Below are 17,259 nucleotides of genomic sequence, written 5' to 3'. Positions count from 1 at the left end.
AATGTATTTTCTATCGCTAATTCCTGTTTATCCCGTTACAGCAAACCAAAACGAGAATATTGATGAACAGGAGAGAGGCATTGAGAATGCAGCTGCTTGTCCGAAATTTTTAGTTGTGCTTTTATCCTATATTATTATCCCGCTCATTGCTGTATTTACGATTATCCTGCTTACTTATATCCTCAGAAATCTAACTGGTGAATTTTGGACAGATAATCTATTAGAGCCAATGCTTGTTTCTTATTCCATTACTGTGATTATTGTTTATATCCTTGTAAGTGAAATTGAAAATAAATTTACATTCTGGTTTAGGAGGATTTTTCCAAAAGTACTGGTACCTATTGTGTTTTTCCAGATTGCTGCTTCGATTATGAGCATTTCTGACACAGGAATTGTGCATACCCGCTATTATGTGATATTATTCGGTATTTTTGCGGCAGTGACTGGAGTATTGATTAGCTTCCTTTCTGTACGTAAAAATGGGCTTATTGCACCGATATTAATTATTTTTGCGCTTGTATCCATTGTGCCGCCGGTGGATGCCTTTACGGTTAGCCGCAATAGCCAGACAAATATATTAGAAGAAGTATTATGGAAGAATAAAATGCTTGAAGGCAATAGCGTTAAGCCTAATGCATCCATTTCTGATCAGGATAAAGAAGCTATTACTAAGTCAATGAATTACCTCGTTATGATGAACTATCACAAGGACATTGAATGGTTGCCTAATGATTACAATTATGATGATTTTTATCCTACATTTGGTTTTTATGAGTATTATGAGCCTGGGGATAACAAGGATATGTACATTTTCCTTTCTCTACAAGAAAATGGTACAGTAGATATCACGGAGTATGATACGTTTATACACTACCACCTGAACATGGAACAAGACCATAATGAAAAGGTTACTGCTTTTGTAAAGGAAGCGAAGGACTATTCACTTGTTACGGAAGAGAATCATGACAAGGTAAATATGATTCTTTTGGATGAAAATAGTGAAGAATTAATAAGTATAGATGCAAATGAAATTTTTAAAAGGTTTTATGGCTACCAATCAAGTAAGTATACCTTAACACCTGATGAAGCAACCTTCACAGAGGAAAACGACAAGGCTAAAATGACATTTGTCGTACAGCAAATTAATATTCAAAAAGATCATGAAATATATAATAATGCCGTATTATTTATCTTTATTAAAATAAAATAATTTCAGTGTAACCTAAACAAACGAGGCACTCTCTCGTTTGTTTTTCTTTATCTTTGTTAATGCTGAATACCATTACATGCTTTTGCTCTTATGGGTAAAATCATGTAAACTGTTAAATGATAATAGGAATAAATGGAATGTTTGCTTGTGTTCCCGAATGAGTAGAGGACACAGGTAAACAGTAGGGTGATTATATGAATGAATATGAAGTTATTTCAACTAAATTAGAGGATACACAGGATTTTTCTAAACGCCTTGCTTCTTTTCTACAGCCAGGAGATGTGATAACGCTTGAGGGCGATTTAGGAGCTGGGAAGACCGCGTTTACAAAAGGATTGGCGGTTGGCTTAGGAATAAAAAGAAACGTGAACAGTCCTACTTTTACCATTATTAAAGAATATCATGGAACCATGCCCTTATATCATATGGATGTATACCGTTTGGAGGACGCCTATGAGGATTTGGGTTTTGAAGAGTATTTCAGCGGAGATGGGGTAACGGTTGTAGAATGGGCTCATTTGATTGAAGAGCAGCTGCCACATGAACGTTTGGATATTTATATCTATCATCAAGGAAATGATACCCGAAGATTGGTAATCAAACCAGTTGGTGAGCGATATGAGCATTTATGTAAGGAGATTTTTTCATGAACGTATTAGCAATTGATACATCAAATTATGCATTAGGCATTGCACTTATGGATGAAAAACAGGTAATTGGCGAGTACATTACCAATATGAAAAAAAATCACTCGATTCGGGTGATGCCTGCCATCGAAAAGCTATTAATTGATTGTGAAATGAAGCCAGCTGATTTAGATAAAATTGTTGTAGCAAAGGGACCTGGTTCCTACACAGGCGTTCGAATCGGGGTAACAATCGCTAAAACACTGGCATGGACCCTTTCGATTCCACTCGTTGGGGTATCGAGTCTAGAAGTATTAGCTGCAGGTGCAGGACGTTATTTTAATGGCTGTATCTCTCCACTATTTGATGCAAGAAGAGGACAAATCTATACAGGTCTTTATCAGTATCAAGATGGAAAGCTCGTATCACGAATACAGGATCAGCTGGTATTATCGAAAAATTGGGCAGTTGAATTAGGACAACAGGATGAAAAGGTTTTGTTTATTGGATCGGATATAGCGCTCCATCGTGAGGTGTTCGAGCAGGAATTGGGAGGAAAAGCCATCCTCGCAGAAATCACAGAGCACAATCCTCGTCCGTCTGAATTAGCATTATTAGGTTATGAGAAACCGGGAGAGGACATACATTCCTTTGTTCCTAATTATATACGATTAGCGGAAGCAGAGGCAAAATGGCTAGAAGCCCAAAAGGAATTGAAGATAGAAGAAGGATAGGAAGTTGTCAAAATGGAAAGTACATATTCTTTTCGCATGATGAATATTGAGGATATTGACCAAATCATGGAGATTGAGCATCAATCGTTTACACTTCCCTGGAGCAGAGAGGCTTTTTACAATGAGCTAACACAAAATCAGTTTGCTAATTACCATGTAATAGAAGTTGATGATAGAATTGTCGGTTATTGCGGCGTATGGATTGTCGTAGACGAGGCACATGTAACGAATATAGCCATTCTACCTAAGTATCGAGGAATGAAGCTAGGGGAAGCTTTAATGGGAAAGATGATAGAAGCAGCAAAGGAACACGGGGCCATAACGATGACCCTTGAAGTGAGAGTGTCGAATACGATTGCTCAATCCCTTTATCGGAAATTTGGTTTTCAAGGGGGAGCCATTCGTAAGAATTATTATACAGATAATCAAGAGGATGCGTTAGTGATGTGGGTGAACTTATGAAAAAGGATTTATTGGTAATGGGGATTGAAACTAGCTGTGATGAGACGGCAGTTTCTATTGTGAAAAATGGCAGAGAAATCGTGACTAATATTGTGGCATCGCAAATTGACAGCCATAAACGTTTTGGTGGAGTTGTACCGGAGATTGCCTCGCGCCATCATGTTGAGCAAATCACGCTTGTACTCGAGGAGGCTCTAAAGGAAGCAAATGTATCCTATGAGGATATCGATGCGATTTCAGTAACTGAAGGACCAGGTCTAGTTGGAGCTTTATTGATTGGTGTCAATGCAGCAAAGGCTGTTGCATTTGCACATGGGATTCCACTTGTTTCGGTTCATCATATTGCCGGTCATATCTATGCTAACCGTCTGGTTACGGAGATGACCTTCCCATTGTTAGCGTTAGTTGTCTCGGGAGGTCATACGGAACTAGTCTATATGAAGGAGCATGGACATTTTGAGGTCATTGGTGAGACCAGAGATGATGCTGCAGGAGAGGCATATGATAAAGTGGCTAGGACGCTTCATCTACCATATCCGGGTGGACCGCAAATCGACCGTCTTGCTCACGAAGGGGAAGCAGTCATTGATTTGCCGAGAGCCTGGCTAGAAGATGGCTCCTATGATTTTAGCTTTAGTGGCCTGAAATCGGCAGTTATTAACACTGTCCACAATGCAGAGCAGCGTGGGGAACCTATTAAGCCAGAGGATCTTGCAGCCAGCTTTCAGGCGAGTGTAATAGATGTATTGGTAACTAAGACAGTGAAGGCAGTAAAGGAATATGGAGTAAAACAAGTATTACTGGCCGGCGGTGTAGCAGCCAATAAAGGCTTACGGGCTGTGTTGACGGAAGCCTTTAACGAATTAGCGGAGGTTGAGCTGGTTATTCCACCGTTAAAGTTATGCACAGATAATGCGGCTATGATTGCCGCGGCAGGAAGTGTAATGTATGAAAAAGGGCAACGGGCAGGCTTGGCATTAAATGCAAATCCAGGTCTTGATATAACTATCCACAATGAAGGAAAAGACTTCTGATTAGTCAGGAGTCTTTTTCTGTTGATAAGGTAGTAGTCTGTTGGTAAAAAAAGTAGATATTCACAATCGTTGATTGGAAAAGAGACGATAAAAGTCTGAAAATTCCCTAAAATGTGGATAAGTCTGTGGATACTGTTAACAATGTGGATAAACCAGGGGTAGAATTGTGGATAATGTGGAAAAGTGTGTGGAAAGTTGTAATAAAGGCTATTGGGCTGTGGTTAAAAATGTGGAAAAACGAAGCATAGCTGACGATGCTTCGTTTTTTGTAAGGCTAGGTTATGAACAAGCTCATTATTATTTTGTGGATGATTACTATTCATCCGCCAATAAGGTCCATTCCTCCACAAACTGTTCTAGCTCTTGTTTCTGTTTTTCTACTTCCTCATGAATGTGAAGTGATTTTTCGTGGTCTTGAAATATTTCTGGATCACAGAGAAGCTGTTCATTTGCTTCAATTTTTTGTTCGAGCTCTTCAATAATCCCTTCTAGCTCTTCAATTCTTCTAAGGCGCTGTCTTTCCAGCTTCTTAGCTTCTTTGTCCTGTTGATAACTCGTCTTTTCCTGCTTTATCGGTTGACCGGCTTCCTTTTTTTGTTCCTCCAGCTCCTTTAACTCTTCCTGCTCAAGTTTCTTTTCCACATAATAATCATAATCACCCAAATACTCAGTAGAGCCGTATTTGCTAAGCTCAACCACTTTAGAAGCAATACGGTTGATAAAGTACCGGTCGTGGGAAACGAATAGAATGGTGCCCGGATAATCGACTAGGGAATTTTCCAGTATTTCTTTACTATCTAAATCAAGATGGTTGGTCGGCTCGTCTAATATTAAAAGGTTTGCTTTCTGCATCATCAGCTTCGCAAGTGCCAAACGGGCCTTTTCACCGCCGCTCAAGGTAGATACAATTTTTAATACATCATCACCTGAGAATAAAAAGTTTCCGAGAATCGTACGGATTTCTTTTTCACTTTTTAAAGGATAATCGTCCCAAAGCTCATTGAGTACCTTTTTGTTTGAGGTGAGTTCAGCTTGTTCCTGATCATAGTAACCAATCGATACATTTGTACCATATTGAATATCACCTTCTTGTGGTTCGAGCTTTTTCATAATTGTTTTTAATAATGTTGATTTACCAATCCCGTTTGGTCCGACAAGGGCAATGCTTTCTCCTCTTGTCAGACGTATATTTATATCCTGAGAGACAGCTTCTTCGGTATAACCAATAGACAGAGATCTAACCTGTAAAACTTCATTTCCAGATTGTTTTTCTATATCAAAGGAGAAGGAAGCTGATTTTTCATTTCCTAATGGACGATCCATTAACTCCATTCTTTCCAGCTTTTTACGTCGACTCTGAGCCCGTTTCGTTGTAGAGGCTCGGGCAAGATTACGCTGGATAAAATCCTGCAGCTTATTGACCTCCTCTTGCTGTTTTTCATATTGCTTCATTTCCCGTTCATAATTCTCAGCTTTTTTATCTAAGTAAGAGCTATAGTTTCCTACATATTTAGTGATTTGCTGCCGAGATATTTCATAGACCTGATTCACAACCTTATCGAGGAAATAACGGTCATGGGATACAATCAGGATAGCACCTTCATAGCCCTGTAGATATTGTTCAAGCCAGGATAATGTATCAATATCAAGGTGGTTTGTCGGCTCATCGAGAATTAGTATCTCGGGCTTTGATAGCAGTAATTTACCAAGTGCTAGACGTGTCTTTTGCCCGCCGCTTAAGGATGAAATTTTAGTATGATAATCAAAGGATTGAAAATTCAGTCCATGCAGTACAGAGCGAATGTCAGCTTCATACTGATAGCCACCTTTTTCCTTAAATTCCACCTGCAGGACATCATATTCCTTTAGTACCTTTTCGTAACTGGCCTCATTTTGAAGAGTGGCTGGGTCAGACATTTGATTTTCCAAGCTTCGCAGCTTTTGTTCCTGCTGTCTTAGATCAGCAAAAACGGATAGCATTTCCTCCCAAATAGATACATTTGATTCAAGACCTGTATCCTGAGCAAGGTAGCCAATTTTCACTTCTTTTGGCTTAATAATATCGCCTGAGTCATAGGATAGATGCCCAGCGATTATTTTTAATAAGGTAGATTTTCCTGCACCGTTTCTTCCAACTAAAGCGATGCGGTCTCGCGTTTGTACCTCTAATTTTATATTTGATAAAATAATATCTGCTCCATAGTATTTACATAATTGATTGATTTGTAATAAAATCATGATTGTTCACCTCTATACTACTAGATTAACCGATAAAGAGGTTGACAGCAATACATAGGGAATTGAGCGGTTATAGATAGATTCAATAGTAATTGTATATTTTATTAAAATAGGAAACACTATTTGTGAAGGAGAATACAAAGTAAAGACAAATACCTATAAAATAGTGTATCATTTATAAAGAGGGGTTTTTATATGGCTGAGTTTACTCATTTTAATGAGCAAGGCAGAGCAAAGATGGTAGATGTCAGTGAGAAAGCTGAGTCCTTTCGAACTGCGGCTGCAATATCAAGTATTATTGTGAGTCAGGAAATATATGATAAAATAACGAATAACCAAATGAAAAAGGGAGACGTTTTAGCGGTTGCCCAGGTTGCAGGAATAATGGCAGCAAAAAAGACATCGGATATTATTCCCATGTGTCATCCGCTTTCATTAACTGGTGTTGATATCTCATTTTCATGGGAATCAAAGAATGAAGATTATGAATTGTTTATTAAAGTTTTTGTTAAAACGAAAGGGAGCACTGGAGTAGAAATGGAAGCCCTCACTGCCGCGTCTGTGTGCGCTTTAACAGTCTATGATATGTGTAAAGCAATCGATAAAGGAATGGTGATAGGAGAGACATATTTAGTAGAGAAAACAGGTGGCAAAAACGGGGACTTTAAAAGGATGTAAAAATGAAAGTGTTTACAGACAGGTGTTTAGTCATTAATGGCCCGTACACAAAGTGAAAAAGGAATAAGGAAGGGAAAAGGGGGATTCGAATGGCAAATGAAACGACCAAGATACCGCAAGCAACAGCAAAGAGATTGCCTTTATATTATCGATTTTTAACAAATTTACACGCGTCTGGAAAACAAAGAGTATCTTCAGCTGAGCTTAGTGAAGCAGTGAAGGTAGATTCAGCAACAATCCGGAGAGATTTTTCTTATTTTGGTGCATTGGGTAAAAAAGGTTATGGATATAATGTTCAGTATTTGCTATCCTTTTTCCGTAAAACTTTGGACCAGGATGAACTGACAAAGGTGGCTTTAATTGGAGTCGGAAATCTTGGAACGGCCTTTTTAAATTATAATTTCTTAAAAAATAATAACACCAAAATTGCAGTCGCTTTTGACGTACAGGCAGATAAAGTCGACCATAAGATTGGGAATGTACCTGTCTATCATATGGATAATCTTGAAAAGGTTATAGAGGAACAGGGAATTGAGGTTGCCATACTAACCATTCCGGCACCGGTAGCCCAATTTGTGACAGACCGGCTGTTGAAGGCTAATATAAGGGGAATATTAAACTTTACACCTGCTCGTTTAACAGTGCCTGCACATGTACGCGTACACCATATAGATCTAGCAGTAGAGCTTCAATCACTTGTATACTTCTTAAAGCACTATTCAATAGAAGAAGAAGCAACAGATGAATAAAAAAATGGCCCTTATAGGGTCATTTTTTTGTCTGCTGCTTTTTTAGCTGAAAGTGAAACAGAATCATTCGAATTCCTGAACCAAAGTCAAAGGTGGCAAGGATAATAAGCAAGATGGTGAAAAATCCCCAGCCGCCATCCTCGTTAATATTTTGAATCGCGAAGAAGGTAAATAATGTACCAAGAAATATATAAATGATACCCGAAAAAAGCGGTGATTGTCTCAAAGCATAATCCTCCATGAATTAAGATTTATAATGGTTGGAACAAATCCGGATATAGCTGCATAATCACGACAATGGTATTCATTGATACATGAGCGAAAATCGGGACCAGTATCCGTTTTGTTTTGACATACAAAAAAGCAAACGTAAAGCCCATTGCTGAGTATAGGAGTACGTGTTCTGGCTCCCCATGTGCAAAGGCAAAAATAAGTGAACTGATAAGACCGGCTAGAAAGAAATTCAATCGGGTGTAAAGAGCCCCGAATAGAATTTTACGGAACACAATTTCTTCTAGAATGGGTCCAATAATGGAAGTGACAAGGATGACCATAGGAGCTGTCTTAATGAGATTAACGATTTGCTCTGTGTTATCTGATCCTATTTCAATACCAAGCAAATATTCAATATTTGCTGCTGTAATTTGGGCAAAGAAGGCCAAAAAAATTCCTCCAACGGCCCAATACATGGAGTCTCGAGGTGACAAAGCCCTTTCATTGCGAACAGGGTTTGTCCATTCCCTTCGTAGGAGAAAAAGAATGATGATGAGAGTAACAGAAAAGCTAATCATTATCCATAAGGAAACAGATAGTTCCGCCATTTCCTGAGGGCTCTTTCCTAATAAACTACCAAAATAAGTGACAAGAGGTACCCCTAAAATCCCGGAAAGGTGCATGAATGTATATGCAATCAAAATAAACCAATATTCTTTCTTCAAAGTGAAGTTCTCCTTTAACATATATCCTGTATAAAGCATATCTATTTCATTTTATCAGTAATCCTCTAAAACCCTCAAATTATAACACCTAATATTTCACATGGTATAAGCTTAAGTAAACATGGCGATAAATAATATTTGTGAGCCGTTTAGTTATTTTATCATTTACCGAACTGTTAAACTTTTTAATAAAAATTTACATGTTGTGACTTGCAAAAGGAAATCAAATTTATTAATATTATAGATGTGTTAGCACTCGATAGAGATGAGTGCTAATAAATAAAAACAAAAATTGACATATTATTTGAGGAGGTTGTTTCAATTGTTAAAGCCACTAGGTGATCGCATTATCATTGAACCTGTTGCATCAGAGGAAAAAACTGCAAGCGGTATCGTGTTACCGGACACTGCAAAGGAAAAACCACAGGAAGGTAAGGTAGTCGCTGTAGGTACTGGTCGCGTTCTTGAAAATGGTGAGCGTGTCGCTCTTGAAGTATCTGTTGGCGATCGCATTATCTTCTCAAAATACGCTGGTACTGAAGTGAAATATGAAGGTACAGATTATTTAATCGTTCGTGAAAATGATATCCTTGCTGTAATTGGATAATAATGATTTTCAGGCGCCAGCTAGGCTGACGCCCTATAGATTTGATTTTTTTTCATAGTATGGACAATATTAAGGAGGTAATTCATAATGGCAAAAGAAATTAAGTTCAGCGAAGAAGCCCGCCGTGGAATGCTGCGTGGGGTTGATGCTCTTGCAAATGCAGTTAAAGTAACTCTTGGACCAAAAGGACGTAACGTGGTTCTTGAGAAAAAATTCGGTTCACCTCTAATTACAAATGATGGTGTAACCATTGCAAAAGAAATCGAGCTTGAAGACGCATTTGAAAACATGGGTGCGAAATTAGTAGCAGAAGTAGCAAGCAAAACAAATGATATTGCTGGTGACGGTACTACGACTGCAACAGTTCTTGCTCAAGCGATGATTCGTGAAGGGCTTAAAAACGTAACTGCCGGAGCGAACCCAATGGGAATCCGCAAAGGTATGGATAAAGCAATTCAAACAGCTCTAGAAGAATTAAAAGCGATCTCAAAACCAATCGAAGGAAAAGAGTCTATTGCACAGGTTGCTGCGATTTCTTCTGCTGACGAAGAAGTAGGTCAATTAATTGCAGAAGCAATGGAACGCGTTGGTAACGATGGTGTTATCACAATTGAAGAGTCAAAAGGATTCTCAACTGAGCTAGATGTAGTTGAAGGTATGCAATTTGACCGCGGATATGCTTCACCATACATGGTAACAAACTCGGATAAGATGGAAGCTGTTCTTGACAATCCATATATCTTAATCACAGATAAAAAGATCACTAGCATTCAAGAAATCCTTCCTGTTCTTGAGCAGGTTGTACAACAAGGCAAGCCATTATTATTGATTGCTGAAGATGTTGAAGGCGAAGCACTTGCAACAATCGTTCTTAACAAGCTTCGTGGAACATTCAATGCAGTAGCTGTTAAAGCTCCTGGCTTCGGTGATCGTCGTAAAGCTATGCTTGAAGATATCGCTATCCTAACTGGCGGTCAAGTAATTACAGAAGATCTTGGACTTGATCTTAAATCTGCCCAAATCGATCAATTAGGTCGTGCGGTGAAGGTTGTCGTAACAAAAGAAACAACTACAATTGTTGAAGGCGCAGGGGACAGCGCACAAATCGCTGGCCGTGTGAACCAAATTCGTACTCAATTAGAAGAAACGACTTCTGATTTTGACCGTGAAAAGCTACAAGAGCGTCTAGCTAAATTAGCTGGCGGTGTAGCGGTAATCAAAGTTGGTGCTGCTACTGAAACAGAATTAAAAGAGCGTAAATTACGTATTGAAGATGCATTAAACTCTACTCGCGCTGCTGTTGAAGAAGGTATCGTAGCCGGTGGTGGTACTGCATTAGTCAATATCTACAATAAAGTAGCTTCTATTCAAGCAGATGGCGACGAGCAAACTGGTATTAACATCGTATTACGTGCGATTGAAGAGCCAGTACGTCAAATCGCTCACAACGCAGGACTTGAAGGCTCTGTTATCGTTGAGCGCTTAAAGCATGAGCAAGTAGGTGTTGGTTTCAACGCTGCTACTGGCGAATGGGTAAACATGGTTGACGCTGGTATCGTTGACCCAACTAAAGTTACTCGCTCTGCACTTCAAAACGCAGGAAGCGTTGCTGCGATGTTCTTAACAACAGAAGCAGTAGTTGCTGACAAGCCAGAGCCAGAAGGTCACGGCGGCGGAATGCCTGACATGGGCGGAATGGGCGGAATGGGCGGCATGATGTAATCTGCCGGCTCTAAAGCAGCCTGTAATTTATAAAAAACACTATCAAAAAACCACTTTCTATAAATAGGAAGTGGTTTTTTTCATTAAACTGGTATGATTTGTCACAGGTTTATTTTATGTCGAATAAGTGACATTTCTGTCACCTTGGTATATAATAATTTTCGAATAAGAAATTAAAGAGCAAAGTGACATTTCTGTCACTTTGACTATATAGAGGAAGGGATTAGATATGTACTTAGCCTTAAAGGAAATAAAAAATTCAAAGCTTCGTTTTACGATGATAGGGGCCATTATTGTCCTTATTGCATGGCTTGTCTTCATTCTTTCCGGTCTCGGGAATGGACTGGGAACGATTAGTGCGGCATCGATGAAAAATATGGATACAGATTATGTGGTATATGAAAAAGGAGCAGGTGCTTCTTTTATGAAATCAAGTATTTCCGGTGACATAAAGGAGGACTTGCTTGCTGCGGATGGAGTAGACGATGCAGCTTTATTTGGTCAAGCTACAGTGGCCATTTCAAAGGGAGAAACGGATAATTCTGAGGAAAAAACAGACGCTGTTATCTTAGGAATTGAGCCAGGTTCATTTATCGAACCAGCTGTCATCGAAGGAGTCCAACTTGACCCAGATGTAGAGAATGGCGTCATAGCAGATGAGAAATTAAAGAATGAAGGCTATAAGCTCGGTGATGAGATCGTTGTCGACGGCTCTCTCATTACATTGAAGATCATAGGCTTTGTGAAGGGGGAATCCTTTAACCACCTACCGTCCATATTCAGTACGGTTGAACAATGGAGATCCTATAGCTATGCTGCACCGGGCTCTGATAATGGCTTGCCAAATGTCGTGAATGCCATTGCCTTACAAGGAGAAGAAATGGATCCGGCAGCAATCGATGGTAAAATGGAAGGGATAGAAACGGTAACAAAGTCTCAAGCACTATTAGGTATGCCGGGCTATAAAGCAGAAATGGGTACCATTTATATGATGCTTGCCTTTCTGATTGTTATTTCAGCTGTTGTCATCGGCGTCTTCTTCTATGTATTAACGATTCAAAAAACTCAGCAATTCGGTGTCATGAAAGCTATTGGTGCATCGAATCATTTTGTAGCACGCTCCATAATTGCACAGGTATTTGTTATCTCACTTACTAGTATAATCATTGGAATTATATTAACCTATTTGACGGCCCTTATATTCCCAGAAGGTATGCCGTTTAGCTTAAACTTTGGAATGGTAATGATTTATGCAATCGCACTGCTTATTGTCAGTGTGCTAGGATCACTTGTCTGTGTTCGTCGTATTTCGAAAGTGGATCCATTAACGGCGCTTGGGAGGGTTGAATAATGGAAGGCTTACAGCTTATTAATGTGACAAAGCAATATAAAGAAGGCGAAACAACTGTGACTGCCCTAAATAGTGTCTCGATGGATGTAAAACCTGGTGAGTTTGTCGCTATCATCGGACCCTCAGGCTCCGGTAAAAGTACGCTTCTGACAATTGCGGGTGCTTTATTACAGGCCACATCAGGTGAAGTGCTTGTGAATGGAACGAACCTATCCTCGATGGCTGAAAAGGCATTATCAGATTTTCGCTTAAATAAAGTCGGATTTATTTTGCAAACCTCAAACTTAATTCCTTATTTAAATGTATTGGAGCAAATAGAATTGGTAAGTAAGATGGCTGGTAGATTAACTGCAAAGCAAAAGGATAATGCTAAGCAGCTTCTGCAAGAGTTGGGTCTTGGCGGCAAATTCAAAAAGCTACCTAAACAATTATCCGGTGGAGAACGCCAGCGGGTTGCGATTGCGCGTGCTTTTATTAACAATCCTGATATTATTCTTGCGGACGAACCAACAGCAAGCTTGGATTCAAATCGTGCCTTTGAAGTGGTACAGCTTATCTCTAAAGAAGTTAAAGAGCGTAATAAAGCAGCTGTCATGGTAACCCATGATGAGCGGATGCTTTCCTATTGTGACAAGGTGTATCGCATGGCAGACGGTGTACTTACACTAGAAAAATCTGATAGCTTACAAGTAACAAACTAATCATTCTATCAAAGTTTGATTCTCTTAATGATAATAATAAAAAGGCCTTTCATCAGTTTACTTGACTGATAGAAGGCCTTTTTCTTTTGAATTAATTTTTAATAGTGGTAGGTTTGTCTCGAGTATCCTCTCTATATCTTCTAGGTGAATAGTTCGTAATTCTCTTGAAATTACGGTTGAACGACCTGAGATTATTATACCCACAATGAATGGCTATCTCGCTAATCGACTGTTCACTGTTTTTCAATAGATAACAGGCCTGGGAAGTTCGATAATGATTAAGATAGTCGGTAAAGGTCATATTGGTCATGTGAACAAATAGCTTTGATAAATAGGCATAATCATATTGAAGCTGCTTAGCGATTACTTTTAAGGTGCAATCCTCACTATAATTCTTATCAACATAAAGCAGAATTTTATGTAGTACTTTTGTTTTTGATGAGTATGCAACTGGAATAAATTCCGTATTCTCAACCAAGATCGCACAAATATGATAAAGGAAGCTTTTTTGCTGATAAATAGAATCTAATCCAGTTAAGTTGGGAGCCTTGTTGAGGTGAATGATGTTATTCTCAGGTACGTATCCCTTATAATTATTAAAAAAGTGCCCGATTATTTCTGGTGAAAAAATGACGATAGATATATCGGAATGATTCAAGGTTTTAAATTCATGCATCTGGTTATTAAAAACAAAGGCGACGTCATTTTTATGCAGCATATACTCTTTTTGATCAATCGTTACGAACAATTTTCCTTCATTTACAATAATCAATTCGTAAGCATGGTGAAAATGAAGCGGAAAGTTAAAATTACATAGTGAAGAAGTGTGAAAGGCGTCTTTCTCTTCAACTCCATGATGTTCAAAAAAAGCCACAGGCTGCTCCCCCTTAAAATAGGTATAAACACTAATATTGTCTTAAATTATACTATTTTTTGAATAGAAGTATGATGTTTTTTCCAACTATAATGTACGTATGTTGGAGATATATAGGAGGAAGGATAATGGCTTTTGAATATCATGTAGCAAAAAATGGTTCAGATGATGCACAGGGAACAGTACAAAATCCATTCTTAACTATAAATAAGGCTGCCTCTGTTGCAGTAGCAGGTGATACGATTATTGTCCATGAGGGAATCTATCGCGAGTGGGTTAAGCCGAAGAATGCAGGATTAAGTGAATATAGAAGAATTACCTATCAAGCTGCCAATGGCGAGAAGGTAGTAATTAAAGGTTCCGAGCAGATTCAAGAGTGGGAACAAGTAGAGGGAACTGTCTGGAAATCAGTATTACCCAATAGCTTTTTTGGCGACTATAACCCGTACGTGGAAGAAATTTTTGGGGATTGGGTTGTGTATAATCCAGGAAGACACCTGGGCGATGTCTATCTAAATGGTATGTCCTTTTATGAAGCTGAAAACCTGGAGAAAATACAGAACCCTGTAGTGAAAAAGGAAGTGTTAGATCACTGGACAGAAACGATTGTCCCAGTTCTTAACCCAGAGCAAACGAAATATCTTTGGTTTTCCGAAGTGGATGAAAAAAATACAACCATTTACGCTAATTTTCATGAATTCAATCCTAATGATGAATTAGTAGAAATTAATGTACGAAAAGCTTGCTTTTATCCGGATCAAAATGGCATCAATTTTATTACGGTGAGAGGCTTTGAAATGTGCCATGCAGCAACTCCGTGGACTCCTCCAACGGCAGATCAGCCTGGGTTAATTGGGCCTCACTGGAGTAAAGGCTGGATTATTGAGGACAATGTGATTCATGACTCCAAGTGTAGTGCGATTAGTATAGGAAAAGAAGCATCAACAGGAGATAATTATCGTACAAAAAGAAAAGATAAGCCCGGCTATCAATATCAGTTAGAATCCGTTTTTCTCGCCAAACAAGCTGGGTGGAGCAAGGAAAAAATCGGTTCACATATTATTAGAAACAATATCATCTATGACTGTGGCCAAAATGGTATTGTAGGGCATTTAGGCTGTGTATTTAGCGAAATCTATCATAATCATATTTATAATATAGCTATAAAGCGCGAGTTTTACGGACATGAGATTGCTGGTATCAAGCTACATGCAGCTATTGATGTGCAAATACATCATAATCGGATCCATGACTGCTCCTTAGGAACATGGTTAGATTGGCAGACACAAGGAACAAGAGTCAGCAAAAATCTGTATTACCGAAACAGTCGTGACTTATTTGTGGAAGTGAGCAGTGGTCCTTATCTCGTGGATCATAACATTTTAACAGCAGACTATGCTTTGGATAATCATGCTCAGGGTGGAGCCTACGTAAATAATTTAATCCGTGGGAAAATGGTTCATCGGAAAATGCTTGATCGCGCAACACCCTATCATGTGCCACATAGCACGGAGGTAGCAGGGTTCGCTGTTACTTATGGTGGAGATGACCGCTTTTTAAATAATATATTTATCGGTGATGAGAATTTAGAAAAGGTTGGTACTGCCCATTATAACGGATACCCTGGTTCTCTCGAAGAATATATTGAAACCGTCCATCAAGTGGAAGGTGATCATGAAGCGTTTAATCAAGTAGAACAGCCAGTTTATATTAACCATAATGCATACTTCAAGGGTGCGGAGTCTTTTGAAAGAGAAAAGGAGAAGATGGAAGGTAGCCACTTTAATCCGAATCTGAAAATAATAGAGGATGGAAATGAAGTATATCTTTCTCTTGAGCTCCCTGAAGATTTCGAGACATTCCTTGGGGAGATTCAATCTACGAATACCTTAGAAAGAGTCCGCATTGTAGATGCAGAGTTTGAAAGTCCAGATGGAAGCGAAGTTGTTCTAAATACTGACCTTTTAGGAGAGCAACGGAAAGAAAAGAGTGTAATCGGCCCAATTGAAATATTAAAAGCAGGAAAAAATAAGATAAAGGTTTGGGGATAATTAGGTGTCAAACCAATTGATCAAATAATGAGCCGCAAAAACCCTCATAGAAAATCTATGAGGGTTTTGCTTCTTCTTTAATAAAGCGATCAACGACAAAGGCTGAAACACCTAGTGCTGTTGAATACTTATTCAATTTAGAGAATTCTAAATCCATTTCCTTTTGATGATATCCAAGTGTATGGTGTTCAATGGTCGTTTGAATAGGTCCTTCAATCCATTCCTTCGCTAATGCCAAACGATTCCCAATGATGACCTGGTCAGGATTAAAGGTATTTATAATGTTATTAATTCCATATCCAAGGTAATTACCGATTTTTTTAAACAGGTTTTGGGCAATTTGGTCTCCCTTTTCAGCTTGTTCGATTAATGTCTCAAGAGAATCAATGTTTGGGTCTGCCATCTCAAGTAAAGCATGCTCAGAGGCGTACGCTTCCCAACATCCTCTGCTTCCGCAATTACAACGTTTTCCGTTCATATCAATAATCATATGTCCCATTTCTCCGGAAAATCCATTTTTACCTTGATATAGTTCCTTATTAACTATAATCCCTGCACCAATCCCAATTCCGGCACTGATATAAATGATATCCATATAATCCTGACCTGCGCCAAACCTTTGTTCACCAACAGCTCCTGCATTCGCCTCGTTTTCAACTGTGACCGGTACGTGAAATAAAGCTTCAAGCTTCTCCTTTAGCTGAACATTTTTCCAGCCTAAATTTGGAGCAAGGATAATAGTACCTTCTTTGTTGACCATTCCCGGCACGCCTACACCTATCCCTATTACGCCATATCTACTCTGCGGCATCTCCTCCATGATAGACATTATCATTTGTTGAACAATGCTTATGGTTGTCGTATAAGGGGTTTGATGGACTGTTTGATTCTTTTCAATCAGGATATTTCCCAATAAATCGGTCAAAATACATAGGACATAATTGACCCCAATATCAACACCGATTGCGTATCCAGCATCTTTATTGAAGTGAAGGATAACAGGACGACGTCCGCCGCTAGATTCACCTGGACCTGATTCAAAAATAAGCTCTTCCTCTAGTAATTCATTTACAAGTGAAGAAACGGTGGCCTTGTGTAAACCAGACACTTGAGCGATATCTGCTCTAGAAATGGAGTCCTTTTCCATAATGATTTGTAGCACAAGTGCTTTATTATTTTTTTTCACAACTTGTTGGTTCCATGTTATCGTTTCCACTTATAAAATCTCCTTATTACGTAGTACTTTTATTTTACCACAAACTTAGTTTATTGGATATACAAACT

Annotated in this window: 17 protein-coding genes (1 of these 17 running past the window's edge); 12 read left to right on the top strand and 5 right to left on the bottom strand. The window is 38.8% G+C overall.

Translation table 11 applies throughout. The annotated features are described in order from the left end of the window. The 5 genes from BQ5321_RS21620 to tsaD all read left to right on the top strand — a co-directional run. Window positions 1–1,210, top strand: partial view of a DUF4153 domain-containing protein gene (locus BQ5321_RS21620; protein ID WP_084786888.1) — the 3' portion only. The gene continues 572 nt to the left of window position 1, outside the view; 1,210 of the gene's 1,782 nt are visible here — the last part of the coding sequence; the start codon falls outside the window, past its left edge; the stop codon is at window positions 1,208–1,210. Between the two features lie 194 nt (window positions 1,211–1,404). Then, window positions 1,405–1,860, top strand: a complete 456-nt coding sequence (gene tsaE / locus BQ5321_RS21615; protein WP_071396430.1) for a tRNA (adenosine(37)-N6)-threonylcarbamoyltransferase complex ATPase subunit type 1 TsaE — start codon at window positions 1,405–1,407, stop codon at window positions 1,858–1,860. Beyond that, the gene (gene tsaB, locus BQ5321_RS21610) at window positions 1,857–2,570 is read left to right on the top strand and encodes a tRNA (adenosine(37)-N6)-threonylcarbamoyltransferase complex dimerization subunit type 1 TsaB (RefSeq protein WP_071396429.1); all 714 of its coding nucleotides are present in this window, start codon (window positions 1,857–1,859) and stop codon (window positions 2,568–2,570) included. Before tsaE ends, tsaB begins: the two co-directional genes overlap by 4 nt. Window positions 2,571–2,582: 12 nt before the next feature. After that, window positions 2,583–3,032, top strand: a complete 450-nt coding sequence (rimI, locus tag BQ5321_RS21605) for a ribosomal protein S18-alanine N-acetyltransferase (protein ID WP_071396428.1) — start codon at window positions 2,583–2,585, stop codon at window positions 3,030–3,032. Continuing rightward, complete coding sequence (gene tsaD, locus BQ5321_RS21600) at window positions 3,029–4,066, top strand: tRNA (adenosine(37)-N6)-threonylcarbamoyltransferase complex transferase subunit TsaD (protein ID WP_071397018.1); 1,038 nt, start codon at window positions 3,029–3,031, stop codon at window positions 4,064–4,066. Before rimI ends, tsaD begins: the two co-directional genes overlap by 4 nt. Window positions 4,067–4,381: 315 nt before the next feature. Here tsaD and BQ5321_RS21595 read toward each other — a convergent pair whose 3' ends face one another. Next, a complete protein-coding gene (locus BQ5321_RS21595; protein ID WP_071396427.1) occupies window positions 4,382–6,304 on the bottom strand; it encodes an ABC-F family ATP-binding cassette domain-containing protein in 1,923 nt (640 codons plus the stop codon). Window positions 6,305–6,499: 195 nt separating this feature from the next. Here BQ5321_RS21595 and moaC point away from each other — a divergent pair, with 195 nt between their 5' ends. Together moaC and BQ5321_RS21585 are read left to right on the top strand one after the other, a co-directional pair. Beyond that, a complete protein-coding gene (gene moaC, locus BQ5321_RS21590) occupies window positions 6,500–6,982 on the top strand; it encodes a cyclic pyranopterin monophosphate synthase MoaC (RefSeq protein WP_071396426.1) in 483 nt (160 codons plus the stop codon). A gap of 89 nt (window positions 6,983–7,071) precedes the next feature. Beyond that, window positions 7,072–7,731 (top strand): redox-sensing transcriptional repressor Rex, encoded by a 660-nt coding sequence (locus tag BQ5321_RS21585; RefSeq protein WP_071396425.1) that lies wholly within the window; start codon window positions 7,072–7,074, stop codon window positions 7,729–7,731. 19 nt (window positions 7,732–7,750) lie between these two features. On the opposite strand, the gene BQ5321_RS21580 is transcribed toward BQ5321_RS21585, so the two are convergent. Together BQ5321_RS21580 and BQ5321_RS21575 are read right to left on the bottom strand one after the other, a co-directional pair. Then, on the bottom strand, window positions 7,751–7,957 hold the full coding sequence (locus BQ5321_RS21580; protein WP_071396424.1) for a YdiK family protein: 207 nt from the start codon (window positions 7,955–7,957) through the stop codon (window positions 7,751–7,753). Window positions 7,958–7,982: 25 nt separating this feature from the next. Further along, window positions 7,983–8,669 carry a CPBP family intramembrane glutamic endopeptidase gene (locus BQ5321_RS21575; protein WP_071396423.1) on the bottom strand — a complete coding sequence of 229 codons (687 nt, stop codon included), beginning with the start codon at window positions 8,667–8,669 and terminating at the stop codon, window positions 7,983–7,985. 322 nt (window positions 8,670–8,991) lie between these two features. On the opposite strand from BQ5321_RS21575, the gene groES reads away from it, so the two are divergent. From groES to BQ5321_RS21555, 4 genes are all read left to right on the top strand, one after another. Further along, entirely contained in the window at window positions 8,992–9,276 is a 285-nt protein-coding gene (gene groES, locus BQ5321_RS21570) for a co-chaperone GroES (RefSeq protein WP_071396422.1), read from the top strand. An 87-nt stretch (window positions 9,277–9,363) separates the two neighbouring features. Next, a complete protein-coding gene (gene groL, locus BQ5321_RS21565) occupies window positions 9,364–10,998 on the top strand; it encodes a chaperonin GroEL (protein WP_071396421.1) in 1,635 nt (544 codons plus the stop codon). A 229-nt stretch (window positions 10,999–11,227) separates the two neighbouring features. Beyond that, window positions 11,228–12,349 carry an ABC transporter permease gene (locus BQ5321_RS21560; protein WP_071396420.1) on the top strand — a complete coding sequence of 374 codons (1,122 nt, stop codon included), beginning with the start codon at window positions 11,228–11,230 and terminating at the stop codon, window positions 12,347–12,349. Further along, window positions 12,349–13,050 (top strand): ABC transporter ATP-binding protein, encoded by a 702-nt coding sequence (locus BQ5321_RS21555; protein ID WP_071396419.1) that lies wholly within the window; start codon window positions 12,349–12,351, stop codon window positions 13,048–13,050. The genes BQ5321_RS21560 and BQ5321_RS21555 overlap by 1 nt, the downstream gene beginning before the upstream one ends. A 91-nt stretch (window positions 13,051–13,141) precedes the next feature. On the opposite strand, the gene BQ5321_RS21550 is transcribed toward BQ5321_RS21555, so the two are convergent. Further along, window positions 13,142–13,924, bottom strand: a complete 783-nt coding sequence (locus tag BQ5321_RS21550; RefSeq protein WP_071396418.1) for a helix-turn-helix domain-containing protein — start codon at window positions 13,922–13,924, stop codon at window positions 13,142–13,144. Between the two features lie 128 nt (window positions 13,925–14,052). Here BQ5321_RS21550 and BQ5321_RS21545 point away from each other — a divergent pair, with 128 nt between their 5' ends. Then, window positions 14,053–15,975 (top strand): right-handed parallel beta-helix repeat-containing protein, encoded by a 1,923-nt coding sequence (locus BQ5321_RS21545; protein WP_071396417.1) that lies wholly within the window; start codon window positions 14,053–14,055, stop codon window positions 15,973–15,975. A gap of 55 nt (window positions 15,976–16,030) precedes the next feature. On the opposite strand, the gene BQ5321_RS21540 is transcribed toward BQ5321_RS21545, so the two are convergent. Next, window positions 16,031–17,191, bottom strand: coding sequence for an ROK family protein (locus BQ5321_RS21540; protein WP_084786887.1), 1,161 nt, complete (start codon window positions 17,189–17,191; stop codon window positions 16,031–16,033). Between the last annotated feature and the right edge of the window lie 68 nt (window positions 17,192–17,259).

Origin of the sequence: Bacillus tuaregi, from assembly GCF_900104575.1 — a bacterium.
GTDB classification, from domain to species: Bacteria; Bacillota; Bacilli; order Bacillales; family Cytobacillaceae; genus Bacillus_BD; species Bacillus_BD tuaregi.
Note: the sequence above shows the minus strand (reverse complement) of the source record. Positions and strands in the feature narration are given on the sequence as shown.

What these genes read in the sequence shown, in the direction of transcription:
- tsaE (WP_071396430.1), top strand. Translation starts at nt 1,405, where the DNA reads ATGAATGAATATGAAGTTATTTCAACTAAATTAGAGGATACACAGGAT.
- tsaB (WP_071396429.1), top strand. Translation starts at nt 1,857, where the DNA reads ATGAACGTATTAGCAATTGATACATCAAATTATGCATTAGGCATTGCA.
- rimI (WP_071396428.1), top strand. Translation starts at nt 2,583, where the DNA reads ATGGAAAGTACATATTCTTTTCGCATGATGAATATTGAGGATATTGAC.
- tsaD (WP_071397018.1), top strand. Translation starts at nt 3,029, where the DNA reads ATGAAAAAGGATTTATTGGTAATGGGGATTGAAACTAGCTGTGATGAG.
- BQ5321_RS21595 (WP_071396427.1), bottom strand. Translation starts at nt 6,304, where the DNA reads ATGATTTTATTACAAATCAATCAATTATGTAAATACTATGGAGCAGAT.
- moaC (WP_071396426.1), top strand. Translation starts at nt 6,500, where the DNA reads ATGGCTGAGTTTACTCATTTTAATGAGCAAGGCAGAGCAAAGATGGTA.
- BQ5321_RS21585 (WP_071396425.1), top strand. Translation starts at nt 7,072, where the DNA reads ATGGCAAATGAAACGACCAAGATACCGCAAGCAACAGCAAAGAGATTG.
- groL (WP_071396421.1), top strand. Translation starts at nt 9,364, where the DNA reads ATGGCAAAAGAAATTAAGTTCAGCGAAGAAGCCCGCCGTGGAATGCTG.
- BQ5321_RS21560 (WP_071396420.1), top strand. Translation starts at nt 11,228, where the DNA reads ATGTACTTAGCCTTAAAGGAAATAAAAAATTCAAAGCTTCGTTTTACG.
- BQ5321_RS21555 (WP_071396419.1), top strand. Translation starts at nt 12,349, where the DNA reads ATGGAAGGCTTACAGCTTATTAATGTGACAAAGCAATATAAAGAAGGC.
- BQ5321_RS21545 (WP_071396417.1), top strand. Translation starts at nt 14,053, where the DNA reads ATGGCTTTTGAATATCATGTAGCAAAAAATGGTTCAGATGATGCACAG.